We start from the raw sequence: 26,209 nt of genomic DNA on the forward strand, positions 1-26,209 counted from the left end.
GTGTACCAAGATTATATTAGACAAAGCCTCTACTGCTATCAGTTGAGGCTTTTTTATTGGCACCATAAAATGGTTGTACTTTATCTTACTGTATTTAAAGGTTTAATATTTGTATTGGTGTCTTTTGTCAAAAGCTTAGCTGAATTCACTGGCAGTTTAAGCGAACCAGTGTTTTACATTTTTAACTTTATATCCATATGAAAAATAACAGTTTAACTATTGTTTTGTTTTTGTATCGCACCGAGCTTAGCGAATAATTTTTTGAAAACGCATCATTTTCATTAAAAATTGTGTGATACACGTCACTTAAAATGTTTCTTAATTATCAAATTGTAGTTATTTACTCTGTTTTAAGGCTTTTGGTTGTAAATTTATTCTGCATCAGTAAACTTGCCGCGATTTCAAATTGAGCAATTGCTCTAATGATGTAAGAGATTAGGCAAACATAAGATTTGCTATAAACAGAGACTAATAATGAAAAAGACAATATTGACTGTGGCCGTTAGTGCCATGCTTTTCGGGGCAACGACTCAAGTGAATGCTGCTGGATTCCAGTTAGCTGAATATTCTTCGACTGGTTTAGGTCGTGCTTTTGCTGGTGAAGCAGCTATGGCTGATAATGCTGCGGCTCAAGCAAGAAACCCTGCAATGTTAACGTACCTTGAAGGTCGTCAGCTTTCTGGTGGTGCGATTTACGTGATGCCAAATGTTGATGTGATGGGTGATGTCAGTATTTCTTCTCCATTATTAGGTGACGCTCCTGTTATGGTGCCAGCAGATGCTATCGATATTGCTGGTAACGCTGTAGTGCCAAATTTTTATTACTCAAATCAGCTGAATGATCAGTGGACTTGGGGTTTAGCTGTGAACTCTAATTATGGATTAGCAACAGAATTAGATGCTAACCATGCTGCAGCAATTTTTGGTTCAGAAACCGGTATTACTACCGTTGAATTCAACCCGAACATTGCTTACAAAATCAATGAAGCATTCAGTGTCGGTGCAGGTTTACGTGTTGTATATGGCGAAGGTCATGTTGGCGCATCAATGCCAGGTTGGATTGATGGTGTTAAGCAAGCTGTGCCAGATTTAGCGCCAATGTTGCCTGATGCTGGTGCAAGCCTTAAATACATGGAAGGTGATGATATCGCGTTTGGCTGGCAATTAGGTACTAGCTGGCAGATTAACGAAACTCACCGTGTCGGTTTTGCTTATCATAGCGGTGTTGAGTTAGAACTTGATGGCGAGGCTTCAGGTTTACTTTATGATGGCGGCCAAGACGTTTACATCGAAGGTTACTTACCGATTGAGCTACCTGCTTTTGCTGAGTTAGCTTCTCATCATCAGTTCACTGATAACTGGGCAATGCACGCCAGTGTTAACTGGACTCAGTGGAGCGTTTTTGAAGAGTTAGTGGCTTATTTCCCTGGCGAAAACAAGCCGACTGGCGACCTTGATTCTGATTTAGTTAAAGAAGAAAACTTTAAAGACAACTGGCGCTTTGCTTTAGGCACGACTTATCAACTTAACGACAAGTGGTTAGTGCGTGGTGGTATGGCTTTAGATAAAGGCGCTGCTCAAGACGAATACCGTTCGACAACGATTCCTGATTCTGACCGCTTATGGTTCAGTGCGGGTGCAGGCTACCAAGCGACTAAAAACTTAACCGTTGATTTTGCTGTGACTTACCTTAAAGGTATCGGTGATGCGCCAATCAATGAAACACAAGATTTATTGGGTTTAGCGTCGGTTAACTACAGCGGCGATGTTGAAGCTGACGTATGGTTAGCGGGTATTCAACTTAGCTACAAAATGTAATGAGTTAGCCCATTACGCTAGATTCATTTAAAGCCTCGCAATTGCGGGGCTTTTTATTGCGCTAGATTCCGCATTCTATGGTGAGTTGCATGCTGAGTTGTGTGGTTAGCGGGTATTCAACTTAGCTACAAAATGTAATGAGTTAGCCCATTACGCTAGATTCATTTAAAGCCTCGCAATTGCGGGGCTTTTTATTGCGCTAAATTCCGCATTCTATGGTGAGTTCTATGCTGAGTTGTGTGGTTAGTTACCTATTATGGAGTGTTGAATTCATCACATTATTAATCGCCTTGTTACAAGTGACTTGTGATTAGTCGATATCCGTCTTAACTTATTATGATGAAGTGAACATGGTGCTAGCATTAATTACAATGCACCTTCGGTATTGAAAGGCAAAAAATGAATTCAAAGAAATATGTTATCGCGCTCGATCAAGGTACCACCAGTTCAAGAGCCATTGTTTTCGATCATAAAGCCAATATGGTGGCAGTATCTCAGCGTGAGTTTACTCAAATATATCCTCAAGCAGGCTGGGTTGAGCATGATCCAATGGAAATCTGGTCTTCACAAAGTTCATCATTAATTGAAGTACTCGCAAGGGCAGGGATCAGTGGTGATGATGTTGCGGCTATTGGGATTACTAATCAGCGCGAAACGACAGTTGTGTGGAACAAGCACACGGGTAAACCTATTCACAATGCCATTGTGTGGCAATGTCGTCGTAGCCAAGCCATTTGTCAGCAATTTAAAGCTGATGGCTTAGAAGATGATATTAAGTCATCAACAGGCCTAGTGTTAGATCCTTATTTTTCGGCCAGTAAAATTAAGTGGCTATTAGACAATGTTGAAGGCGCGCGGGAACAGGCTGAAGCGGGAGATTTATTGTTTGGCACAATTGATACTTGGTTGGTGTGGAAACTCACCAAAGGAAAAGTCCATGTCACTGAGCCAACAAATGCATCTCGTACCATGCTATTCAATATTCATCAGCAGCAATGGGATGAAAAACTGTTAAATGCCTTTGGTATTCCCCGTGCAATGTTACCTGAAGTGAAACCATCGTGTGCGGTTTACGGTACAACGAGTATTGCGGGTGGCGAGATTGCCGTGGCTGGTATGGCAGGCGATCAGCAATCTGCTTTATTTGGTCAGCTGTGTTTTGAGCCTGGTATGGCAAAAAATACTTATGGTACTGGCTGTTTCTTACTGATGAATACTGGCGATAAAGCCGTTACGTCGACCCATGGCTTATTAACTACGATTGGTATTGGTGCTGATTTATCGGTGAATTACGCTTTGGAAGGTGCTGTCTTTATGGGCGGCGCGGTTATTCAGTGGTTGCGGGATGAAATGGGCTTAATTCAAGACGCACAAGATACAGAGTATTTTGCTAATAAAGTCTCGGATACTAATGGGGTGTATTTAGTGCCCGCTTTTGTTGGGCTAGGTGCACCATATTGGGATGCCGATGCCCGAGGGGCCATTGTTGGATTAACCCGAGGCGTTAACCGAAGTCATATTATACGTGCGGCATTAGAAGCAATAGCGTATCAAAGTAAGGATTTACTTGAAGCGATGAGCCAAGATTCGGGTGTTGCACTGAAACAAATCAGAGTCGATGGCGGCGCTGTTGCCAATGATTTTTTGATGCAGTTTCAGGCTGATATCAGTGATGTTGATGTTATCCGTCCCCAAGTGACTGAAACTACCGCAATGGGCGCCGCATTTTTAGCGGGTTTGGCGGTTGGGTTTTGGCAATCAACTGATGAGCTTAAAAATATCGCTGTGACGGATAAACAATTTAGCGCTCAAATGCCATCCTCTACCCGAGAGCAACTTTATTTGGGGTGGAAAAAGGCAGTGAAAAAAACCATGTCAGCATAAGATTAATGATATCAATTAAGGGAGTATGGCTACACTTCGATATCAATGTGCTTGATATAAGGGGAATCAGCATCTTGAGCAGATTGCTCATGACTAGGGTGCTCTTGAATAGATTGCTCTCGAGCTAATTGCGCTTTTGTGGACTGTTTTTTCACAGATGGATTATCTGCGGGCAGTTGTGATTGTGGATCTTCATGACTGTCAGCAGCAATAGAGTCACTATTACCAACTTTGTTTACCTTTCTTTTCACACCGTCAACTTGTCTAGGTGGCCTAGCGACAATGGCATATATGCTATCTAAACTCATGTTGACCTCCTTATTGCGATAGTTGTTTTACTGACACGGACTGGCTGTTAACTTTATATCGGCCATTGCTGATTATTATTTAATCTATTTTAGTATAGTACGCTTAGTAGCAGCCCGACAAAAGCCACAGTCTAGTTGTTAATAACAATTTGGCAGTCAACCTTAAATGACTGGCACAATTTATACGTTAAAAGTGACCTATCACACATTGGATGGATATTTATTAATAAATAAATCTGCTGAGATCGATCCCTATTGTTATTTTTATATGAAAATAGTCACAATTTAGATCATATTCCCCACATTTATTACTGATATGAATGCTGTTATGTCTATGGTTTCGTTCATTTACCCGCCTAAAAGCCACTTTTCTCCACCTGAAACAACCTAATTATAATTTGCTGCTAACCCGCTTCAGAACTGGATTTAATTAATGTTCTCATCCCTTGACAATACTTGTGTTGTATCCCTAAACTTAAGGGTTGTGGGGAATTGTGGATATTTGTGGGAATTTTAATAACAATTAATAGGAATCGATGGCAGTGTTTCGGGGTGCTAGTGCGATAAATATGGATGCAAAAGGTCGGATCGCTATTCCAATGCGATACCGAGAATCCTTGCGCGCCGAGCACGAAGGCATTGTTGTTATCACGGTAGATATCCAATCACATTGTTTATTGATCTATCCGATCCACGAGTGGGAGTTGATAGAGGCGAAGTTACTGCAACTATCTGACACCGACAAAGTTGAACGTTCCATGAAACGAAGATTACTAGGCCACGCTCATGAATGTGAGTTAGATGGCAATGGACGTGCGCTCGTTCCTCCAGCTTTAAGACAGTATGCAGGGTTACAAAAGAAAACCATGCTGGTGGGCTTATTGAATAAGTTTGAATTGTGGGATGAAGCAGCTTGGCAGGTACAAATGGATGAAAGCCATGAGTTGATCCAAGCTGAAGATCTCGCTAGCCATGAAAGATTAGCGAATTTTTCATTATAAATAACCAATTAAGAAGAGTCTGATGAGCCAAGAATTTGCCCATTTATCTGTACTACTGAAAGAAACCGTTGATGGTTTGAATATCCATGAAGATGGCATCTATATCGATGGCACTTTTGGACGTGGTGGTCATTCTAGGCATGTGCTGAGTCAACTCGGTGAAAACGGTCGTTTAATAGCAATTGATCGCGATCCGCAAGCGATTGAAGCTGCGAAACAGTTTGCTGACGATCCACGTTTTCAAATTGTTCATGGTGGATTTGGCCAGTTAGCGGATTACGTTACTGAGCTTGGCCTTAAAGGCAAAATTGATGGTGTGTTACTTGATTTAGGTGTGTCATCACCTCAATTAGATGATGCTGAGCGTGGCTTTAGTTTCCTACGTGATGGCCCATTAGATATGCGTATGGATAATAGCCAAGGTCAAACGGCAGCGCAGTGGATTGCCAAAGCAGAAATTGAAGATATGGCATGGGTCTTTAGAACCTATGGTGAAGAGAAAAACTCTCGCCATATTGCCCGTTGTATTGCTGCAGATCGTGATGAAACACCGTTTTTAAGAACTAAAGATTTAGCCGATTTAATTGCGCGAATTACTAAAAATAAAGAGCGTAATAAACATCCTGCTACGCGAGTGTTCCAAGCTATTCGTATTTATATCAATAGCGAGCTGGAGCAGATTGAACAAGCACTAGAAGGTGCTGTTTCTGTATTAGCGCCAGAAGGACGTTTATCAGTGATCAGCTTCCATTCGTTAGAAGACAGAATGGTGAAACGTTTCATTCGTAAGAATAGCCAAGGTGCGAGCGTGCCACATGGCCTGCCTATCACTGAAGCTGAAATCAATAAATCAAGAAAACTGAAAGCAATCGGTAAGGCCATGAAGCCTTCGGATATTGAAATTGAGCAAAATCCACGTTCACGTAGTTCGGTGTTACGTGTTGCGCAGCGTCTTGATTACTAATATTAAAATTGAACATTAAGCACTATTTTACGGTGTTTAACTCGGCCATATAAAGAACAAAATGGGGTTAACTTGGGGCAATCATCGATAAAATTATCACGTATTGTGCTTGCCGATATCTGGCGACATAAGTGGATTTTATTAATGTCGATAGTTGTGCTGAGTAATGCAGTTGGGGTGGTCTATACCAGTCATGCTACGCGCAAATTAACCTCACAAATGGATCATCTATTACAAGAGCGCGATAGGTTAGATATTGAATGGCGTAACTTGTTGTTAGAAGAGCAATCTAAGTCAGAACATAGCCGTGTGACGAGGATTGCCACTAAAGATTTAAAAATGGTGCGACCGTTACCAAAAGAAGAAGTGGTTATTCGGTTGCAGTAAATTGAGTGAGAGACTTCATTAAATAAGGATTGTTGGGTAAGTGACTCGAATATAACTATGAGCAGACAAGCCAAACGTAAGTTAAACCCAGAGCTAATTCCATGGCGATTATTCGTTGTGGTTGGCTTTGTGTTGCTTCTATTTACGGCGTTGATTGCTCGCGCGGCTTATATTCAAATTATTGAACCTGATAAATTACGTCACGAAAGTGATATGCGTACCTTAAGAACCAGTAGTAACCAGGTTCAACGTGGCTTAATTACTGATCGTAACGGCGAAATGTTAGCGGTAAGCGTGCCAGTTCGTGCCGTTTGGGCTGATCCTAAAATCTCCCATGATAAAGATGCGTTCAAAGACATGCGCCGCTGGCAAGCACTGGCTGACGTGTTGCATGAACCCGTCGATAAAATTGTGAGTAAGGTACAACGCGATCCCAAGCGTCGTTTTATCTACCTGAAGCGCCAGGTCACTCCAGCAGTTGCTGAATACATTAAGCAATTAAAAATTTCCGGTATTTATTTAAAGTCTGAATCGCGCCGTTATTACCCTGCAGGTGAAACTGCTGCTCAGCTTGTCGGCCTGACTAACATTGATGACGTGGGAATTGAAGGCATTGAAAATGCGTATGACAGCTGGTTAACAGGCACACCGTCAAAGCAGAAGGTGCGTAAATCTCGCGATGGTAAAGTGGTTCAACGACTAGATATTGTTGAAGAAGGCGAAAGTTCAAATGATTTAGTGCTCAGCATTGATCAGCGTATTCAACAGTTAGCCTATCGTGAACTTAAACGTACAACAGAAATTAACCAAGCCACCTCAGGTTCAGTGGTGGTACTTGATGTGCTTACTGGTGAAGTGCTTGCGATGGTCAATACACCATCTTACAACCCTAATTCACGTGAGAATTTACAGTCATATCGTATGCGTAATCGTGCATTAACCGATACGTTTGAGCCGGGTTCGACTGTGAAGCCATTTGTGGTTGCAGCAGCATTAGAAGCAGGCACGGTTGAACGTGATGAATTAATTAATACCTCTCCTGGTTGGATGCGTGTAGGTGGACGACAGGTCCGCGATACGATCAATTACGGCAATATGACTCTAGATAAGATCCTCGTGAAATCCAGTAACGTTGGCATCAGTAAAGTCTCGCTATCAATGCCAGTACAAGAATTATTGGGCACTTACCAATCAATGGGCTTAGGCAATTACTCAGGTATTAACCTTGCTGGTGAAAGTGCTGGTCTTATACATGATCGCCGCCGTTGGTCTGATTTTGAACGCGCAACCTTATCTTATGGTTATGGCCTTACGGCAACGCCACTACAGTTAGCAAGAATGTATGCAACCTTAGGCAGTGGCGGGGTTCTGTACCCAGTATCGATTTTAAAACTAAAGCAAGCGCCTCGTGGTGAACAAGTGATTTCAGAGCAGACGGCGAAAGATGTCATGGAAATGATGTTAGGCGTCACCGAAAGAGGTGGCACTGCCACTCAAGCTCATATCGATGGTTACCCTATAGCAGGTAAAACAGGTACAAGCCGTAAGTCTATCGCAGGTGGTTATGGCGATGATTATGTTTCACTGTTTGCGGGTGTAGCACCGGTACATAACCCGCGTTTAGCGATTTCAATTGTGGTGAACGAGCCAAAAGGCGATCGTTATCATGGTGGTGATGTTGCTGGCCCTGCGTTTGCAAAAATTATGTCTGGAGCATTACAAATGCTCAATGTTGAGCCGTTAAATGAGAAAGAAAAAGTTGAACTGGCCGCAATCGCTAGGAGGGCAGAATAATGCTACTTAGTGATTTATTAGCCCCTTGGTTTCATTATGCTGGCCGTGAGTCGGTCTCAACGATGACTCTAGATAGCCGAGACGTCAGTGAAGGTTGTTTATTTGTGGCATTACCTGGTCATCAAGTTGATGGTCGCCAGTTCATTAATAAAGCAATTGCGCAAGGTGCTTTAGGTGCATTAATTCATACTGACAATCCTGATGAGCATGGTCAGGTTAATTACCATGAGTCGGGCGCGGTATTGGTGTCCTTTTTTCAACTGAGCCGTCAATTGTCTGCAGTGGCAGCACAGCTATATCCGTTACAAAACGCTGAAATGGCCATTATTGGTGTCACTGGCACTAACGGTAAGACTTCAGTGAGTCAGCTTATTGCGCAGCTTGTGACCCTTAAACAGCAAAAAGCGGCTGTTATGGGCACATTAGGCAATGGTGTTTGGGGAAGCTTGATTGATAGTGGCAATACTACAGCTGATGCCATTACCTTGGTGCGTCAACTACACGAGTTTCAGCAGCAAACCGTCAACACCTGCGCGATAGAAGTGTCTAGTCATGGTTTAGTGCAAGGTCGTGTAGAAGCAGTACCTTTTAACACGGCAGTATTTACTAATTTAAGCCGCGATCACCTTGATTATCATGGTGACATGGACGCTTATGGCGCTGCTAAAAAACGCTTGTTTAATTTCCCTTGTATCAAAAATGGGTTACTGAACCTTGATGATGCCGTTGGTGAACAATGGTTTACAGCGCTGCAATCGACCAACATATTCGGCTTTAGCCTTAAAAAGCATCCTTTAGCGCGTTTTTATACTGACAATATGCATTTCAATGATGCGGGTGTGACCTGCGATTTTTATTATCCTGCAGATATCCACGACAGTAGCTCAGCAATGTTGAAAGATCAGTTGTCTTCGCCTCTTTTAGGTGACTTTAATCTATCAAATCTTGTTGCTTCGCTGGGCGCACTGTATTTGCAAGGTACTGACAACATTTTAGCTACCCAAGATGGTTTGATGGCCGAGTTACTCTCATTAGTGCCGCATTTAACGCCTGTAGCTGGACGCATGGAGCGATTTAATCAAGCTAATGGCCCAACCTTAGTGGTTGACTATGCTCATACTCCTGATGCCATCGAGCATGCTTTGAAAGCGCTGCGCATCCATTGCCAAGGCACCTTATGGTGCGTGTTTGGTTGTGGTGGCGATCGCGATACGGGCAAACGCCCCTTGATGGCTCAAGCTGCTGAACAATTTGCTGATAAAGTGATGGTGACGAGTGATAATGCCCGCAGTGAAGAGCCGATGAGTATTATCAATGATGTGGTTGCAGGATTAACGCATCCAGAGCAAGCATTGACTGAAGTCGATAGAATTAATGCGATTAAATCCGTGGCGCAATTAGCTAAAGCTGGCGACATTGTCTTATTAGCGGGTAAAGGTCATGAAACATATCAAGAAGTTGCTGGTAGCAGAATTGATTACGATGAACGCGCTTTAGCGATGCAATTAACAGGTGGCAATGAAGCCTCAGATGAACCTCTTGTTAGCACTGGAGGCCTTTGATGATTGATATTAGATTATCAACCTTAGCTGTTGAGCTTGATGCTCAACTTGTGGGTACTGACCTTATTATTGACGACGTCACCAGTGACAGCCGAAAAATGCACACTAATAGCCTTTTTGTTGCGTTAAAAGGTTTACGCTTTGATGGCCATAGTTTTGCTGCAACAGCCATTGAAAACGGTGCTAAAGCATTACTGGTTGAACATAAGCTGGATGTCGACATTCCTCAACTAATTGTCAAAAACAGCCAAAAGGCGATGGGGGCTATCGGTGCTTATGTGCGCCAACAAGTGAACCCATATTCGATAGCACTAACAGGTTCTAACGGTAAAACTACCGTGAAAGAAATCGTCGCAACAATTTTGTCTCAGCATCACAAAGTGCTGTTTACTGCTGGTAATTTTAATAATGAAATCGGGGTGCCGTTAACCTTATTAAGATTAGCGCAAGAGCATGAATTTGGTGTGTTTGAGTTGGGTGCTAACCATCAGGGCGAAATTAATTATACTTCATCTTTAGTGACGCCTCAGGTGGCATTAGTGAATAATGTTGGCCGCGCTCACCTTGAAGGTTTTGGTTCAATTGAAGGTGTAGCCCAAGCTAAATCAGAAATATTTAATCACCTAAGTCCAGACGGTACAGCCATTATTAATGCTGACGATGATTTTGCAGATTTTATGGCAACTAAAGCGGCAGCATTTAAGCAACTTAGCTTCTCAGTTTCTGAAAACGTCAATGCTGATATTAAAGCGGTTGATATTGTTGCTGACGATAGCGGCTGTTATCAGTTTTCATTAGTTGTTTTAGGTCAATCTTACCCAGTACAACTTCCATTAGCTGGCTTGCATCAAGTAAGTAATGCACTAGCCGCTAGCGCCATTTGTATCGCACTCAATATCCCTGTCGCAGACATTGTGACGGGGTTAAGTGCGTTAACACCTGTTAAAGGTCGTATGGTGCCGCATAAAATGGGTCGTATTTTATTGGTTGATGATAGTTATAACGCAAACCCGACGTCTGTTGATGCCGCGATTAGCTGGTTAAAACAAACTCGAGGTTTTAAGTGTTTAGTGCTGGGAGATTTGGGCGAATTAGGTGACAATAGCGCCCTTTTGCATTTTGAGGTTGGCGAACAAGCCAAACTTGCTGGGATTGACGATCTGTTCTGTTGTGGTCAACTGACTGAATCGACAAGTAAAGCATTTGGTTCTGAGCACTTTAGTGACTCGGATTCCCTTGCTCAAGCATTAAAGGAAAAGATAAATCAGTTGCCGGATCAAGTAACTATTTTAGTAAAAGGTTCTCGAAGCGCAGCGATGGAAACTGTGGTCGAAGAGTTATTAAATGCCAATAGGCGCGGGGAGTTTGTTTAGATGCTGGCTTATTTAGCTGAGTATTTAACCCAGTTTTACAGTGGGTTTAATGTATTTTCTTATCTGACCTTAAGAGCCATTTTAGGGCTTATGACAGGTCTTATTTTTAGTTTATGGTTTGGTCCAAAACTGATTGAGCGATTGCAGTTATTGCAAATAGGACAAGTCGTCAGAAATGATGGACCAGAATCGCATTTTAGTAAACGCGGTACCCCTACAATGGGCGGTTTGCTGATACTCGCAGGGATTTTTGTCAGTGTTTTATTGTGGGGTGATTTATCCAATCGATATGTCATTGTGATGCTGTTTGTATTAGGTACCTTTGGCGGTATTGGTTTTCTTGATGACTACCTTAAAGTGGTTAAGAAAGATTCAAAAGGTCTGATTGCGCGTTGGAAATATGCATCGCAATCCATTGCCGCTTTGGCTGTGGCATTTTACTTGTACAGTACAGCGACATTACCTGGTGAGACACAGTTAGTTGTGCCGTTTTTCAAAGATGTCATGCCGCAATTAGGTTTGCTTTATATCGTACTGGCTTATTTCACCATAGTGGGTGCGAGTAATGCGGTAAATCTAACCGACGGTCTTGATGGTTTAGCAATCATGCCTACAGTCATGGTTGCAGCGGCATTTGCACTGATTGCCTATTTATCAGGGCATGCACAGTTTGCCAGTTACTTACATATTCCGCATTTACCTGATGCAGGTGAGCTGGTGATTGTCTGTACTGCAATAGTCGGTGCGGGTTTAGGATTTTTGTGGTTTAACACTTACCCTGCGCAAGTATTTATGGGCGATGTGGGGTCGTTAGCTCTTGGAGCTGGACTCGGTGCCATTGCAGTATTAGTGCGCCAAGAAGTGTTATTAGTGATTATGGGCGGCGTTTTCGTTATGGAAACCGTATCGGTGATTTTACAAGTGGGTTCATACAAATTACGCGGCCAGCGTATTTTTAGAATGGCACCAATTCACCATCATTACGAATTGAAAGGTTGGCCAGAACCAAGAGTGATTGTTCGCTTTTGGATTATTTCGTTGTTCCTAGTGATGCTAGGACTGGCAACGCTTAAGTTAAGGTAGTTAGTAATGCAATCAAGCTATTCGCATATTGTTTTGGGCTTAGGTGCAACAGGTTTATCTGTTGTGCGTTATCTGATGTCCCAAGGTATTACACCATTGGTGATGGATAGCAGACGAACGCCACCTGGCCGAGAGACGTTAGCACAGGAATTTCCTGATGTTGAGCTACTGACAGGTGGGTTTGTATGTCGTTATTTGGTACAAGCAAAACACATTATTGTAAGCCCTGGCATTGCGGTTGACACGCCAGAGATTCGCGCTGCAATTGATATGGGCATTGAAGTGATTGGCGATGTTGAACTGTTTGCTCAAGCTGTCGCTGATAGAGGCCCTTGTGTTGTCGCTATTACGGGCTCAAACGGTAAAACAACGGTAACGACATTAGTGTACGACATGCTTAAAGCCGCCGGTAAAAAGGTTGCGGTAGGTGGCAATATTGGTATTCCAGTGTTGGATTTATTAGCAACAGATGCTGAGTATTTCGTATTAGAACTATCGAGTTTTCAATTAGAAACAACTCACAGCTTAAATTGCATCGCGGCGACGTGTTTGAACATCAGTGAAGATCATATGGATAGATATCACGATATTCATTCGTACCGCGCAGCTAAGTTACGTTTATATCAGCAGAGCCGTTTTGTGATGTTTAATCGTGACGATGCACTGACTTTTCCTGACGAACCAACAAATCAAAATACCTTTGGTTTAGGGGTGCCAGAAGGAGATGAGTGGGGTATTGCCGATGGTAAAATATTGCACGGCGAAAGTGAAATAATGAACCTGCATGAAGTCAGCTTAATCGGTAGTCATAATCAGGCTAACTTATTAGCTGCAATGGCATTAACAGATGCGTGTGGCATTGATAAGAATACCATGGTTGAGATTGCATCCAACTTTGCTGGTTTAGAGCATCGTTGTGAAATGGTTGGCCTAAAACAAGGTGTCACTTATATCAATGATTCGAAGGCGACCAATGTAGGGGCTACCGTTGCGGCATTAAATGGTTTGAGTGATCACTTAGGTGACTTGATTTTGATTGCTGGTGGCGAAGGCAAAGGCGCAGATTTTAAAGAACTTGAAGCTTCACTGAATAATGTGACTCAAGTGATCACGTTCGGTAAAGACGGATCTAAAATTGCGGCACTAAAAACGGACAGTATTAGCGTTAATAATCTTGAAGAAGCAGTGACTAAAGCGGTTGAAATCACTTTTTCAGGGGATATCGTTTTATTGTCTCCAGCTTGTGCTAGCACCGATATGTATAAGAACTTCATGGAAAGAGGTCATCACTTTAAGCAATTAGTGGAGCAGATTGAAGATGGCGAGGGGTGAGCAACAACTTAGCTTATTCCAACAAGTCCTGAAAAGGTCTTGGCCGGACATTCTGTCTGAAACGTCGCCAGGTGATCAGCTGTATGATAGAAGCTTATTTGTCGCCGTTTTAGGACTAATTACATTTGGCTTTGTCATGGTGATGTCAGCCTCTATGCCGGAAGCGCAGAAGCTAACAGATAACCCGTTTCATTTCATATATCGCCACGTTGCATATTTGATGGGCTGTGGTGTTATCGCTTATGCGGTACTGAACATAGAATTGAAGTTATGGGAGCGCTATAGCGCTTATTTAGTACTTCTAGTGTTGTTGATGTTGGTGGCAGTTCTGGTTGTAGGCACCACGGTGAATGGCGCAACACGGTGGCTGGCGATAGGGCCCGTAAGGATCCAAGTCGCTGAGATAGCCAAATTTGTTTTTATTATTTATATGTCGGGATATTTGGTGCGCCGACATGGAGAGTTGAGAGAGAACAGTAAAGGGTTTTATAAACCAATTTTTGTGTTTTTACTGTTTGCATTTTTGATTCTTGCTCAACCGGATTTAGGTACTGTGGTGGTACTTTTCGTATGTACCGTAAGCCTATTGTTTTTGGCGGGTGCGCGAATTATGGACTTTTTGGTACTGATATTTTTTGGTATCGCAATGTTTGTATTTTTAGTGGTGTTTGAGCCATATCGGATGCGGCGTGTAACGTCATTTTTAGACCCATGGGAAGACCCATTTGGTAGTGGTTATCAATTAACTCAGTCATTAATGGCATACGGACGCGGTGATATATTTGGCCAAGGTTTAGGTAACAGTATTCAAAAGCTGTCATACCTGCCTGAGGCTCACACTGATTTTATTTTTGCTGTGATCGGCGAAGAGTTAGGTTTTGTAGGCATCGTTTGTGTGCTAACCGTATTATTTTTTGTGTCTTTTAGAGCAATTAGATTGGGCAACTTGTGTTTGAGTATTCAACGCCCATTTGAAAGTTACTTAGCTTACGGCATCGGCATTTGGATTTGCTTCCAAACCGTTGTAAACGTAGGCGCGAGTATTGGTATGTTACCGACAAAAGGTCTGACATTACCCTTTATTAGCTATGGTGGCAGTAGTTTGTGGGTCATGACGGCTGCGGTCATGTTATTGATACGCATAGATTATGAAAGGCGGCTAAGTTTGACGCAGGCGGTGCAAGGGAGAATAAAGAAATGAGCCCTAATATAACAGATGCACCCAAGTTATTGGTGATGGCTGGCGGCACGGGTGGACATGTATTCCCGGCGTTAGCAGTGGCAAAAGCATTGGCTAAAAAAGGTTGGCAAGTTCGTTGGTTAGGGACCGCTGACCGCATGGAAGCACGCTTAGTGCCTCAACATGGATTTGATATTGAGTTTATAGACATCAAAGGCGTTCGTGGCAATGGCATTATTAGAAAGCTTGCTGCGCCTTTTAAGATTTTGCGTTCAATTATGCAAGCAAAAGCTTTCATTAATGAATTTAAACCTGATGTGATTATTGGTATGGGTGGATTTGCCAGTGGTCCTGGCGGGGTAGCGGCAAAGTTGTCGGGCATACCGTTAGTGCTGCATGAGCAAAATGCAATACCTGGAATGACCAATAAGTTGTTATCGCGCATCGCTACTAAAGTGTTGTGTGCATTTCCAAATACATTTTTACCTGCAACGAATGCAGAGGTAGTCGGTAACCCAATTCGACAAGAGTTAATCGAATTAGGACAAACGACGAAAGTGTGTGATGACTCAGCACTTAAAGTATTAGTGGTAGGTGGCAGCTTAGGCGCCAAAATTTTTAATGATGTTATGCCAGATGTTGTGGGGCAATTAAGCCAACAGCACTCAATTACGGTATGGCATCAGGTAGGCAAAGGAAATCAGCCTGCCGTTAAAAGCCATTACCAAGACAAGGGTCAAGCGGCCAGTGTCAATGTGGCAGAATTTATAGATGACATGGAAGCCGCTTATCGCTGGGCTGATGTTGTTGTTTGTCGTTCGGGAGCATTAACGGTTTCTGAATTAGCCGCGGTGGGAAGAGCCAGTATTTTAGTGCCTTATCCCCATGCAGTTGACGATCATCAAACAAAGAATGCTTCAGTATTAGTAGAAGCCGGTGCGGCATTTTTATTACCGCAGACCATATTAAACGCAGATAATTTAGCTGAGAAATTAACCCTCTTTGCTGAACAAAGACACGTTGTTTCAGAGATGGCACAACAAGCCAGAAGTGTTGCAGTGTTAGATGCAACCCAACGTGTAGCGAGTATTTGTGCTGAATTAGCACGAAAGGATTGAAATGACTAAAACAGAGAAGTACGCCCAATTACGCAGCATGATCCCTGAGATGAGACGGATTAAGAAAATCCATTTTGTCGGCATAGGTGGTGCTGGAATGGGCGGGATAGCCGAAGTATTAGTAAATGAAGGTTATCAAATTAGTGGTTCAGATATTGCTGTTAATAGCGTGACAGAAAGGCTCGCGAACTTAGGCGCGAAGATTATTATTGGCCATCAGGCTGAAAGCGTTGCTGATGTAGATGTTGTGGTGGTATCGACAGCAATTGAGCAAGAAAACCCTGAAATCATAGCTGCAAAAGAGCGTCGAATTCCGATTGTACGCCGTGCAGAAATGCTAGCAGAGCTTATGCGTTACCGACATGGGGTCGCGATTGCGGGCACTCATGGTAAAACCACAACGACAAGCTTAATTGCTAGCGTTTATGGCCAAGCAGAGCGAGATCCAACATTTGTTATTGGTGGGTTGCTTAATAGTGCAGGCACGAATGCTCGTCTTGGGACAAGTCGCTATTTGATTGCAGAAGCAGATGAAAGTGATGCGAGCTTTTTACATTTACAACCTATGGTCAGTGTTATCACCAATATCGAAGCTGACCATATGGACACTTACGGTGGTGATTTTGAAAAGTTGAAGACTACCTTCGTCGATTTTTTACATAACCTGCCTTTTTATGGCGTTGCGGTAATGTGTATCGATGATGAAGTGATACAAGAAATTATGCCAAGAGTGGGCAGACAAGTGGTCACTTACGGCTTTAGTGACATTGCTGATGTGCAAGCACTTAACTTTAAGCAAGTCGGACACCAGAGCCAGTTTAGTGTTCGTCGTAAAAACCGTGATGATTTAGATATTGTATTAAATCTACCTGGTGAGCATAACGTGCTAAATGCGTTAGCTGCGATAGCAGTAGCCAGTGAGGATGATATTGATGATGAGGCTATTGTCGCCGCATTAGCAGAATTTGAAGGTATTGGCAGACGTTTTCAGCACCTTGGTGAATTTGATACTGCTAATGGCAAGGTGATGTTGGTTGATGATTATGGTCATCATCCAAGTGAAGTACTTGCAACGATTAAAGCTGCAAGAGCGGGTTGGCCAGATAAACGATTAGTGATGGCGTATCAACCACATCGCTATAGTAGAACCCGTGATTTGTATGAAGACTTTGTTGAAGTCTTATCGCAAGTAGACGGTTTATTGTTGTTAGATGTTTATGCCGCTGGTGAAAGCGTGATACCAGGTGCAGATGGTCGCTCATTGTGCCGCTCCATAAGGCTACGCGGCCAAGTGGACCCTATTTTTGTTGCATCACCAGAGTTGTTAGCTGATGTATTACCTGATGTATTGCAAGAAGGCGATTTATTGCTGACTCAAGGGGCTGGTAATATTGGTGCTCTGTCAAAGTCGCTGGCATCAAGTAATCTTGGTTTTAGAAAGTAGGTTTTAAAAATAGTTTTTGAAAAGTAGCTTGAGTCAGTCGCAGGGAAATGGTGAGTTTTGATTGATTTTTATACTATAACTGCTTGTAAATATAAACTTTAATACAATCAGCATGCTAGATATAATGGTGAATTGCCCAATGAAAGTGACAGTGTACAGTTTGGAGTTACAGTAGCTGTGGCGTGGAGTGATAAAGCTCGCCAGTTAAAAGGCCATTTGAGTGAAGTCAATTGGTACTTATACACTGGGTTACTGTTTTTACTGACGGTATTACTCACCATTGTTTGGGCTGGCCTTAAGCTTAATGTATTACTGAATGATGCTGATGCATTACCGATAGATGCCGTCGCGATAAAAGGCGAGCGAATTTATACCTCGGATGCTGAAATTCAGGCTGCGCTACAGGCGTTAATGGAACGCAGTTTTTTTAGTGCCGACGTTGGCGAAGTACAGCAAGCTTTAGAAGCATTACCTTGGGTCTACCATGCGTCTGTAAGGCGAGAGTGGCCTGCAAAATTGAAAGTGACCTTGCAAGAGCAACATGTTGTTGCACATTGGAATGGAGATGACTGGCTAAATGTGAATGGCGAAGTGTTTGCAGCTGAATCACATTCGAGTATTAATACATTGCCGGTACTTTCAGGCCCAGAAGAAATGTCTTCTGAAGTGTTAACTAGTTATCAGCAATTGTCTGATTTATTGAGTATTAATGGTTTTAAGCTGGCAAGTTTAAGTTTAAGTCCACGACATGCATGGCATGCAAGATTAGATAACGGCATTCTTCTCGAATTAGGACGAGAAGATAAGATGTCGAGAATACAAAGATTTATTAATGTTTACCCTGAAATAACACGAAATCAAAAGCCAATAGCAACGATCGATTTACGCTATGACACCGGAGTCGCCGTTGGCTGGGACGATACTAAAACAGAGAGTCGACACTAAATGACCAAAAATCAGGAAAGAAATCTTATCGTAGGCCTAGATATTGGCACGTCCAAGGTCGCAGTGATCATTGGTGAAGTGCTACCTGACGGTGAGATAAGCGTGGTCGGTTTAGGCAATCATCCTTCGCGCGGAATGGATAAAGGTGGCGTGAATGATTTGGATTCTATTGTAAAAAGTGTGCAGCGCGCACTTGATCAAGCAGAGTTAATGGCTGATTGCCAAGTATCTTCTGTGTATTTAAGTATTTCAGGTAAGCACATCGCATGTCAGAACGAAAATGGCATGGTGTCAATTAACGATGAAGAAGTGACGCAAGAAGACGTTGATAACGTTATTCATACAGCGCGCTCAGTGAAGATCCCAACTGAAAGACGGATCCTTCATGTGTTACCGCAAGAATATTCAATTGACGTTCAAGATGGTATTAAGAGTCCTATCGGTATGTCGGGTATGCGAATGGAAGCGAAAGCACATATCGTGACCTGCGCCAACGACATGGCAAAAAATATCACCAAAAGCGTCGAGCGTTGCGGCTTAACAGTTGATGACTTAGTTTTTTCAGGTATTGCGTCAGCAGATTCTGTGTTAACGAATGATGAAAAAGATTTAGGTGTTTGTATTGTTGATATTGGTGGCGGCACAACAGATATTGCTGTTTATACCAATGGTGCACTGAGGCATTGTGCTGTGATATCAGTAGCAGGTAATCAGGTAACCAGTGATATCGCTAAAATTTTTAGAACACCATTGACACATGCTGAGCAAATCAAAGTGCAATTTGCCAGTGCAAGAAGTTCAATGGTCAGCCGCGAAGACAGCATCGAAGTACCATCAGTCGGTGGCCGCCCGTCACGCAGCATGTCACGTCATACATTGGCGGAAGTAGTGGAACCAAGATATCAGGAGTTATTTGAACTGGTATTAAAAGAATTAACTGACTGTGGCTTAGAAGATCAAATAGCCGCAGGCATAGTATTAACCGGTGGAACAGCGTCAATTACTGGTGCTGTTGATATTGCTGAAGCGACTTTCGGTATGCCAGTTAGGGTAGCGTCGCCGCTACCAGTAAAAGGGTTAAATGAATACGTGGATCAACCTGTTTATTCTACTGGAATAGGGTTGCTTCATTATGGCGCCAGACGCGTAATCGAACGTCAGTTCGAACGCCCTGAACGTCAAGGGGTTACCAGTCTTTTGAATCGGGTCAAAAGCTGGTTTAAGGGTGAATTTTAATAACGCAGACTAACGGAGATCAGACAATGTTTGAGATCATGGACACACATAATGACGAAGCGGTGATCAAGGTCATCGGCGTCGGTGGTGGTGGCGGTAACGCTGTCGAACATATGGTTAAACACAGCATCGAAGGTGTTGAGTTTATCGTAACGAATACGGATGCTCAGGCATTACGCAAATCAGGTGCAGGCTCAACTATTCAATTAGGACGTGATGTCACTAAAGGTCTAGGTGCTGGAGCAAACCCTGATGTGGGTCGCCAAGCTGCTGAAGAAGATAAAGAAAACATTCGCGCTGCAATCAAGGGGTCTGACATGATCTTTATTGCTGCTGGAATGGGTGGCGGTACAGGTACTGGCGCCGCACCAGTTGTAGCTGAAATTGCTCGCGAAGAAGGTATTTTGACTGTTGCTGTCGTCACTAAGCCGTTTCCTTTCGAAGGCAAAAAGCGTATGACTTTTGCTGATCAAGGTATTGCTGAGCTTGCAAAGCATGTTGACTCATTGATTACTATCCCAAATGAAAAGCTATTAAAAGTATTGGGTCGTGGTACATCATTGTTGGATGCATTTGCTGCTGCTAATAATGTGTTATTAGGCGCAGTGCAGGGTATTGCTGAGTTAATTACCCGTCCAGGTTTAATTAACGTGGATTTCGCTGATGTTAAAACAGTTATGTCAGAAATGGGTAATGCCATGATGGGCACAGGTGTTGCAACGGGTGATGATCGCGCAGAAGAAGCTGCAGAAGCTGCAGTGGCAAGTCCATTACTTGAAGATATTGATCTAGCTGGTGCGCGCGGCGTATTAGTTAACATTACAGCAGGTATGGATATCAGTATTGAAGAGCTAGAAACAGTGGGTAACCACGTTAAAGCATACGCATCTGATAATGCTACCGTGGTTGTTGGCGCAGTTATTGACCCAGAAATGAGTGAAGAGCTACGTGTAACGGTTGTTGCTACTGGTATTGGCGCAGAGAAGAAGCCTGATATCCAATTAGTGACTAAGCCTGTTTCACGCCCTGAATCTGCTGCAGTTATTGAACCAAAAGTTGAGCCAGCTGAAGAACCAGCTATCACGACTAACTATGTAGCACCGACAGGAAATGCTGTTCCAGCTCCTCAGCCAGCAGCTCAACCTGCTGCACGTGTTGATGGTGATTACTTAGATATCCCAGCATTTTTACGTAAGCAAGCTGATTAGTCGCTGAAAGTAAAAATGAAAATCTGTAAAAGCTAAGATGTTGATAGAATGTTACTTATGTAAGTAGAGGCGTATAAAAAGACTCTAAAGGGTACTTTTTTGTGAAAAGACAATTTTATGTTAGTATACCGCCTCAGCTTACTGGGTTAACTCAGTATATATAGCTCAAGAATGTTTATTTTAAAGTGATTAAAACGGGTAACTGAATGATTTTTCAAAGAACTGTTCAAAAAATGGTGAAGAGTACTGGTGTCGGATTGCATTCCGGCAACAAGGTAACTCTGTGCATTATGCCCGCACCTGTCAATTCTGGTATCGTACTTAGACGTACAGATTTAACGCCTGCAGTGGAAATTCCTGCAAAAGCGAATCTAGTTCGTGAAACAACTATGTGTACGGCATTAGTAAATGATGAAGGTGTTCGCATTTCAACTATCGAACATTTATTTGCAGCACTTGCAGGCCTTGGCATAGATAACGCTGTTATCGAAGTTGATGCTCCTGAAATCCCGATTATGGATGGCAGTGCAAGTCCGTTTGTTTTCTTACTGCAAAGCGCAGGTATTAAAGAACAATCGGTAGCGAAAAAATATATCAAAATCAATCAAACCATTCGTGTTGAAGACGGTGATAAGTGGGCTGAATTAAAGCCTTATAAAGGTTTTAGAGTTGATTTCAAAATTGACTTTAATCATCCAGAGATTTCTCGCAGCCAACAACATATGGTGATGGATTTTTCAACATCTGCTTTTGTTAAAGATATTAGCCGAGCTAGAACTTTCGGCTTCATGCAAGATATCGAATACTTACGTGCTAATAATTTAGCACTAGGTGGCAGCATGGAAAATGCTGTTGTGCTTGATGAATATCGTGTCCTTAACCCTGACGGTCTGCGATATGAGGACGAATTTGTAAAGCATAAGATTCTTGATGCGTTTGGTGATTTATATGTAGCAGGTCACGCGATTGTTGGTGAATTCTGTGCATATAAAACAGGTCATGCTTTAAATAACCAATTGGTTAGGGCATTACTTGCACAGCAAGAAGCTTGGGAGTTAGTCAGCTTTGAAAACGAAGTTGATGTACCACTGAGCTTTATGGTGCCAGGCGCTACATCTTTAGCGTAAAAATTAAGATTGCCTATTACGGCTGGCTAATGCAGCCAGCCGTTTTAGTTTTTCACCAAGTGAACCTTCTACGTGATCAGCCAATGACTGCAGGTGTTCTGCAGCTACAGGGCTGATTTTTGCATAGTTACTTGGTGCTTTACTTGGCGTAATTGCTATCCCTGGGTTGACTTTAACCTCTATAGCGGTAAGCATTGGAAGCGTTTCTTCCTGAAGTTGTTGCAGTAGTTTGGTCTTTTGGAAATTTATTCTAGCAGCCCATGCAGCCGAAGTAGTTTCAATAACAAGAACACCCTGACGAAGATTAGCGACTTTTAGCTGTTCACTAACAGGACCATTTAAGCACTGTTTTACGTAAGTATTCAGTTGATTTAATAATTCTGCTTTCTCAGCGAGTTCCGGTAATGTTCCCGATTGATGTAGCAATCTACTGAGATCTTGAGGGGGCTTTTTCATATGATAATAAGATGGCTGAGTTAGGCTATGAGTGTAACAGTTTTTATTCAAGGTCGAAATGGAGTAACACGTTGGCATCCTAGCAAACGATGGTTACTTCTACCTATCCTTTTAGTGGCGGCAGGAACTGGTCTTTACCAGCAGAGCGCCGATCGTTTTGCTGCGCAGCAAACAAAAGTTGATGAAAATCAAAAGTTGCGTGAACAGCAAAAACAACAAGTCATGAATCTCAAAAAAGCGACAGAAACACAATTAAGCACCTTAGTTGCCCACGTCGCGAGAATGCAAGCTAACGTTACTCGTTTAGAGGCGTTAGGCCAGCAAGTTGCCGAAAATAATTTACTTGAAGATCAATTTGATTTTTCTACCGAAGTGGGTGTCGGTGGTCTAAGTGAAATCGGTGCAGGTGTAGAACTCAACCAACTGTTAGATGACATGTCGCAGTTGGCCTCCAGAATTGATAATAATAATGTTCAGCTGTCACTACTTGAAACCGTGGCAACTAATCTCCATATAGATAAAGAACGTTATATATCAGGGCGACCAATCGTTAAAGGTTGGTTATCTTCGCCCTACGGTTTACGAAATGACCCTTTTAATGGTCGTAGAACATTGCACAAAGGCATTGATTTTGCGGGTAAGGAAGGCGGCGATGTAATTGCAACTGCTGCAGGAGTGGTTACATGGTCCGGAAATATGCTTGGTTATGGCGGGCTTGTGGAAATTGATCATGGAAATGGTTACCGCACTCGTTATGGACACAATAAATCTATGTCAGTAAACCTAGGTGACGTCGTTGCCAAAGGCGATAAAATTGCCAGTATGGGTAGCACAGGCCGGTCCACCGGTCCCCACGTGCACTACGAAGTATTGCGAAATGGACAACAAATCGATCCACGAAAGTTCGTCTATCGCAAGGCTAGTTAATAACATTTTCGGTTAAGTCGCTCAATTGAGCTCAACCTACAAGAGATAAGTGATTAAGATGTTAGGCAAATTACTGACAAAAGTATTCGGCAGTCGTAACGACCGCACCTTGAAAGGCCTTGGTAAAGTTGTAACTAAGATAAATGCGTTAGAAGCTGAATATGAAAAGCTGACTGATGAAGAACTAAAAGCAAAAACAGAAGAGTTTCGTCAGCGTATTGAAAATGGTGAAACATTAGAAGCGATTATGGCTGAAGCATTTGCTACAGTTCGCGAAGCATCAAAGCGTGTTTTTGAAATGCGCCATTTCGATGTCCAATTATTGGGTGGTATGGTACTAGATAGTAATCGTATCGCTGAAATGAGAACGGGTGAAGGTAAAACACTTACCGCAACACTCCCAGCATACTTAAACGGTTTAACTGGCAAAGGTGTTCACGTTATTACCGTGAATGATTACCTTGCAGGTCGTGATGCTGAGAATAACCGTCCTCTTTTTGAATTCCTAGGCTTAACAGTCGGCATTAACGTTGCGGGTTTAGGCCAAGTTGAGAAGAAAGAAGCGTATAACTCTGATATTACCTACGGTACTAACAACGAGTTTGGTTTTGATTACCTTCGTGACAACATGGCGTTTTCTCCTCAAGAACGTGTTCAACGTCCTCTTCATTACGCATTGATCGATGAAGTCGATTCAATCTTGATTGATGAAGCACGTACACCATTGATTATTTCTGGTGCAGCTGAAAACAGTTCAGAACTATATATTAAAGTAAACACACTGATCCCTAACCTTATCGTTCAAGAGAAAGAAGATACTGAAGATGAGATTGGCGAAGGTGACTTTAGTATTGATGAGAAAGCGAAACAAGTTCACTTCACTGAACGTGGTCAAGAAAAAGTAGAACAACTGCTTATTGAGCTTGGCGTGCTAAATGAAGGCGACTCACTTTATTCTGCAGCAAACATCTCTTTATTGCACCATGTGAATGCAGCACTGCGTGCGCATACATTATTTGAACGCGATGTAGATTATATTGTTCAAGATGGCGAAGTCGTCATTGTTGATGAACATACTGGCCGTACAATGCCAGGTCGTCGTTGGTCTGAAGGTTTACATCAAGCTGTAGAAGCTAAAGAAGGTGTAAATATTCAAAATGAAAACCAAACATTAGCGTCTATCACATTCCAGAACTACTTCCGTCAATACGAGAAGTTAGCAGGTATGACAGGTACAGCAGATACTGAAGCATTTGAATTTCAGCATATCTATGGACTTGATACAGTCGTAGTACCGACGAATAAGCCAATGGTTCGTAATGATATGGCTGATTTGGTGTATTTGACTGCAACTGAAAAATACAACGCGATTATTACCGATATTAAAGGTTGTCGTGAACGTGGCCAACCAGTACTTGTTGGTACGGTATCGATTGAACAATCTGAATTATTAGCGACATTATTAAAGCAAGCTAAGATCCCACATTCAGTATTGAACGCGAAATTTCACGAAAAAGAAGCACAAATTGTTGCTGATGCAGGTAGCTCAGGCACAGTGACCATCGCAACTAACATGGCCGGTCGTGGTACCGATATCGTGTTAGGTGGTAACTGGAAAGTTGAAGTAGAAGCACTTAAAAACCCAACAGAAGATCAAGTCGCTAAAATTAAAGCTGAATGGCAAGTACGTCATGACGCAGTAATTGCAGCTGGCGGTTTACATATTCTGGGTACAGAGCGCCATGAGTCGCGCCGTATTGATAACCAATTACGTGGTCGCTCTGGTCGACAAGGTGACGCAGGTTCTTCACGTTTCTACTTATCAATGGAAGATAGCTTAATGCGCATCTTCGCATCTGATAAAGTCACTGGCATGATGAAAAAACTGGGTATGGAAGAGGGCGAAGCCATCGAACATCCTTGGGTATCTCGTGCTATTGAAAATGCACAACGTAAAGTTGAAGCACGTAACTTCGATATCCGTAAGCAATTACTTGAATATGATGATGTAGCTAATGACCAACGCCAGGTTGTTTACTCACAACGTAATGAGTTGATGGATGCGGAAAGTATTGAAGACACAATCTCAAACATCGAACAAGATGTAGTTAGTACTGTCATTGACCAATATATCCCACAACAATCAGTTGAAGAGTTATGGGATGTACCAGGTTTAGAGCAACGTCTTGAGCAAGAGTATGGTTTGAAACTGACTATTCAACAGTGGTTGGATACAGAAGATGACTTACACGAAGAAACATTACGTGAAAGAATCGTAACGAGTTGGAGTGATGCATACAAAGCTAAAGAAGAAATGGTCGGTGCACAAGTACTACGTCAGTTTGAAAAAGCGGTTATGCTTCAAACCTTAGATGGTTTGTGGAAAGAGCATCTCGCAGCAATGGATCATTTACGTCAGGGTATTCATTTACGTGGATATGCGCAAAAGAATCCTAAGCAAGAGTATAAGCGTGAATCATTCGAGTTATTCCAGCAAATGTTGGAATCACTGAAGCTTGATGTCATTAGCGTACTGTCTAAAGTACAAGTACAAGCTCAATCAGATGTTGATGAAATGGAACAGCGTCGTCGTGATGAAGAAGCTAAGATCCAACGTGACTATCAACATGCAGCATCAGAAGCTTTAACGGATAACACAGAAGCAGAAGCGGCAATCCCAAGAACGGTTATTCGTGATGGGGAAAAAGTCGGTCGAAACGACCCTTGCCCATGTGGTTCAGGTAAAAAGTACAAGCAATGCCACGGTAAGTTGACCTAAATAAGGTTTTCTTAACAGTATTTTAAAAAGCAGCTATTAACAGCTGCTTTTTTTATACCTATAAATCAGTCTATTAAATAATCATTATCTTTGGTTTTGTGGATAACGTTGTGGATTATAAGTGGTTAGCTTGTGGCTAAATCAAAAGATTTAAAATAATTGAAATTAATTCAAAAAAGCCCTTGCGGTGTTTCAGAATCTGCCTATAATGCGCATCCACTGACACGGCAAACCACGCACTAGCATGGGTTACACGCCAAATCAGTTCACTGTAAAGTGACGC

Annotated in this window: 21 protein-coding genes; 19 read left to right on the plus strand and 2 right to left on the minus strand. The window is 42.5% G+C overall.

Annotation, left to right across the window (positions count from 1 at the left end):
• The first annotated feature begins 474 nt into the window (after positions 1–474).
• Positions 475–1,818 carry an outer membrane protein transport protein gene (locus tag L2737_RS19400; protein ID WP_248956821.1) on the plus strand — a complete coding sequence of 448 codons (1,344 nt, stop codon included), beginning with the start codon at positions 475–477 and terminating at the stop codon, positions 1,816–1,818.
• A gap of 399 nt (positions 1,819–2,217) precedes the next feature.
• A complete protein-coding gene (gene glpK / locus L2737_RS19405; protein ID WP_248956822.1) occupies positions 2,218–3,702 on the plus strand; it encodes a glycerol kinase GlpK in 1,485 nt (494 codons plus the stop codon).
• A 29-nt stretch (positions 3,703–3,731) separates the two neighbouring features.
• On the opposite strand, the gene L2737_RS19410 is transcribed toward glpK, so the two are convergent.
• Positions 3,732–4,010 (minus strand): hypothetical protein, encoded by a 279-nt coding sequence (locus tag L2737_RS19410; protein WP_248956823.1) that lies wholly within the window; start codon positions 4,008–4,010, stop codon positions 3,732–3,734.
• 542 nt (positions 4,011–4,552) lie between these two features.
• Here L2737_RS19410 and mraZ point away from each other — a divergent pair.
• From mraZ to lpxC, 15 genes are all read left to right on the plus strand, one after another.
• Positions 4,553–5,011 (plus strand): division/cell wall cluster transcriptional repressor MraZ, encoded by a 459-nt coding sequence (gene mraZ / locus L2737_RS19415; RefSeq protein ID WP_102526873.1) that lies wholly within the window; start codon positions 4,553–4,555, stop codon positions 5,009–5,011.
• 22 nt (positions 5,012–5,033) lie between these two features.
• Positions 5,034–5,975 carry a 16S rRNA (cytosine(1402)-N(4))-methyltransferase RsmH gene (gene rsmH, locus L2737_RS19420; RefSeq protein ID WP_248956824.1) on the plus strand — a complete coding sequence of 314 codons (942 nt, stop codon included), beginning with the start codon at positions 5,034–5,036 and terminating at the stop codon, positions 5,973–5,975.
• 72 nt (positions 5,976–6,047) lie between these two features.
• Positions 6,048–6,362, plus strand: coding sequence for a cell division protein FtsL (gene ftsL, locus L2737_RS19425; protein WP_102526846.1), 315 nt, complete (start codon positions 6,048–6,050; stop codon positions 6,360–6,362).
• 57 nt (positions 6,363–6,419) lie between these two features.
• Positions 6,420–8,156: a peptidoglycan D,D-transpeptidase FtsI family protein gene (locus L2737_RS19430; protein ID WP_102526847.1), complete on the plus strand. Its 1,737-nt coding sequence runs from the start codon at positions 6,420–6,422 to the stop codon at positions 8,154–8,156.
• Positions 8,153–9,718: a UDP-N-acetylmuramoyl-L-alanyl-D-glutamate--2,6-diaminopimelate ligase gene (gene murE, locus L2737_RS19435; protein WP_248956830.1), complete on the plus strand. Its 1,566-nt coding sequence runs from the start codon at positions 8,153–8,155 to the stop codon at positions 9,716–9,718. The genes L2737_RS19430 and murE overlap by 4 nt, the downstream gene beginning before the upstream one ends.
• Complete coding sequence (locus tag L2737_RS19440; RefSeq protein WP_102526849.1) at positions 9,718–11,091, plus strand: UDP-N-acetylmuramoyl-tripeptide--D-alanyl-D-alanine ligase; 1,374 nt, start codon at positions 9,718–9,720, stop codon at positions 11,089–11,091. Before murE ends, L2737_RS19440 begins: the two co-directional genes overlap by 1 nt.
• Positions 11,092–12,174 (plus strand): phospho-N-acetylmuramoyl-pentapeptide-transferase, encoded by a 1,083-nt coding sequence (mraY, locus tag L2737_RS19445; RefSeq protein ID WP_248956825.1) that lies wholly within the window; start codon positions 11,092–11,094, stop codon positions 12,172–12,174.
• Between the two features lie 6 nt (positions 12,175–12,180).
• Positions 12,181–13,506 (plus strand): UDP-N-acetylmuramoyl-L-alanine--D-glutamate ligase, encoded by a 1,326-nt coding sequence (murD, locus tag L2737_RS19450; protein ID WP_248956826.1) that lies wholly within the window; start codon positions 12,181–12,183, stop codon positions 13,504–13,506.
• Positions 13,493–14,707 carry a cell division protein FtsW gene (gene ftsW / locus L2737_RS19455; protein WP_102526852.1) on the plus strand — a complete coding sequence of 405 codons (1,215 nt, stop codon included), beginning with the start codon at positions 13,493–13,495 and terminating at the stop codon, positions 14,705–14,707. The genes murD and ftsW overlap by 14 nt, the downstream gene beginning before the upstream one ends.
• A gap of 8 nt (positions 14,708–14,715) precedes the next feature.
• On the plus strand, positions 14,716–15,804 hold the full coding sequence (gene murG / locus L2737_RS19460) for an undecaprenyldiphospho-muramoylpentapeptide beta-N-acetylglucosaminyltransferase (RefSeq protein ID WP_229370503.1): 1,089 nt from the start codon (positions 14,716–14,718) through the stop codon (positions 15,802–15,804).
• A gap of 1 nt (position 15,805) precedes the next feature.
• Positions 15,806–17,248: a UDP-N-acetylmuramate--L-alanine ligase gene (murC, locus tag L2737_RS19465; protein WP_229370492.1), complete on the plus strand. Its 1,443-nt coding sequence runs from the start codon at positions 15,806–15,808 to the stop codon at positions 17,246–17,248.
• Positions 17,249–17,380: 132 nt separating this feature from the next.
• Positions 17,381–18,193 carry a cell division protein FtsQ/DivIB gene (locus L2737_RS19470; RefSeq protein ID WP_428848411.1) on the plus strand — a complete coding sequence of 271 codons (813 nt, stop codon included), beginning with the start codon at positions 17,381–17,383 and terminating at the stop codon, positions 18,191–18,193.
• Positions 18,194–19,429 (plus strand): cell division protein FtsA, encoded by a 1,236-nt coding sequence (gene ftsA, locus L2737_RS19475; protein WP_102526855.1) that lies wholly within the window; start codon positions 18,194–18,196, stop codon positions 19,427–19,429.
• 26 nt (positions 19,430–19,455) lie between these two features.
• Positions 19,456–20,637, plus strand: a complete 1,182-nt coding sequence (gene ftsZ, locus L2737_RS19480) for a cell division protein FtsZ (protein WP_248956827.1) — start codon at positions 19,456–19,458, stop codon at positions 20,635–20,637.
• Positions 20,638–20,843: 206 nt separating this feature from the next.
• Positions 20,844–21,764: a UDP-3-O-acyl-N-acetylglucosamine deacetylase gene (lpxC, locus tag L2737_RS19485; protein WP_102526857.1), complete on the plus strand. Its 921-nt coding sequence runs from the start codon at positions 20,844–20,846 to the stop codon at positions 21,762–21,764.
• 3 nt (positions 21,765–21,767) lie between these two features.
• On the opposite strand, the gene L2737_RS19490 is transcribed toward lpxC, so the two are convergent.
• Positions 21,768–22,220 (minus strand): DUF721 domain-containing protein, encoded by a 453-nt coding sequence (locus L2737_RS19490; protein WP_229370494.1) that lies wholly within the window; start codon positions 22,218–22,220, stop codon positions 21,768–21,770.
• Between the two features lie 27 nt (positions 22,221–22,247).
• Between L2737_RS19490 and L2737_RS19495 the strand changes: the two genes are divergently transcribed.
• A complete protein-coding gene (locus tag L2737_RS19495; protein ID WP_102526858.1) occupies positions 22,248–23,147 on the plus strand; it encodes a M23 family metallopeptidase in 900 nt (299 codons plus the stop codon).
• Positions 23,148–23,205: 58 nt separating this feature from the next.
• Positions 23,206–25,926: a preprotein translocase subunit SecA gene (gene secA, locus L2737_RS19500; protein ID WP_229370505.1), complete on the plus strand. Its 2,721-nt coding sequence runs from the start codon at positions 23,206–23,208 to the stop codon at positions 25,924–25,926.
• Positions 25,927–26,209 lie beyond the last annotated feature (283 nt).

The organism is Shewanella electrodiphila (assembly GCF_023283985.1).
In the GTDB taxonomy this organism is placed as follows: Bacteria; Pseudomonadota; Gammaproteobacteria; order Enterobacterales; family Shewanellaceae; genus Shewanella; species Shewanella electrodiphila.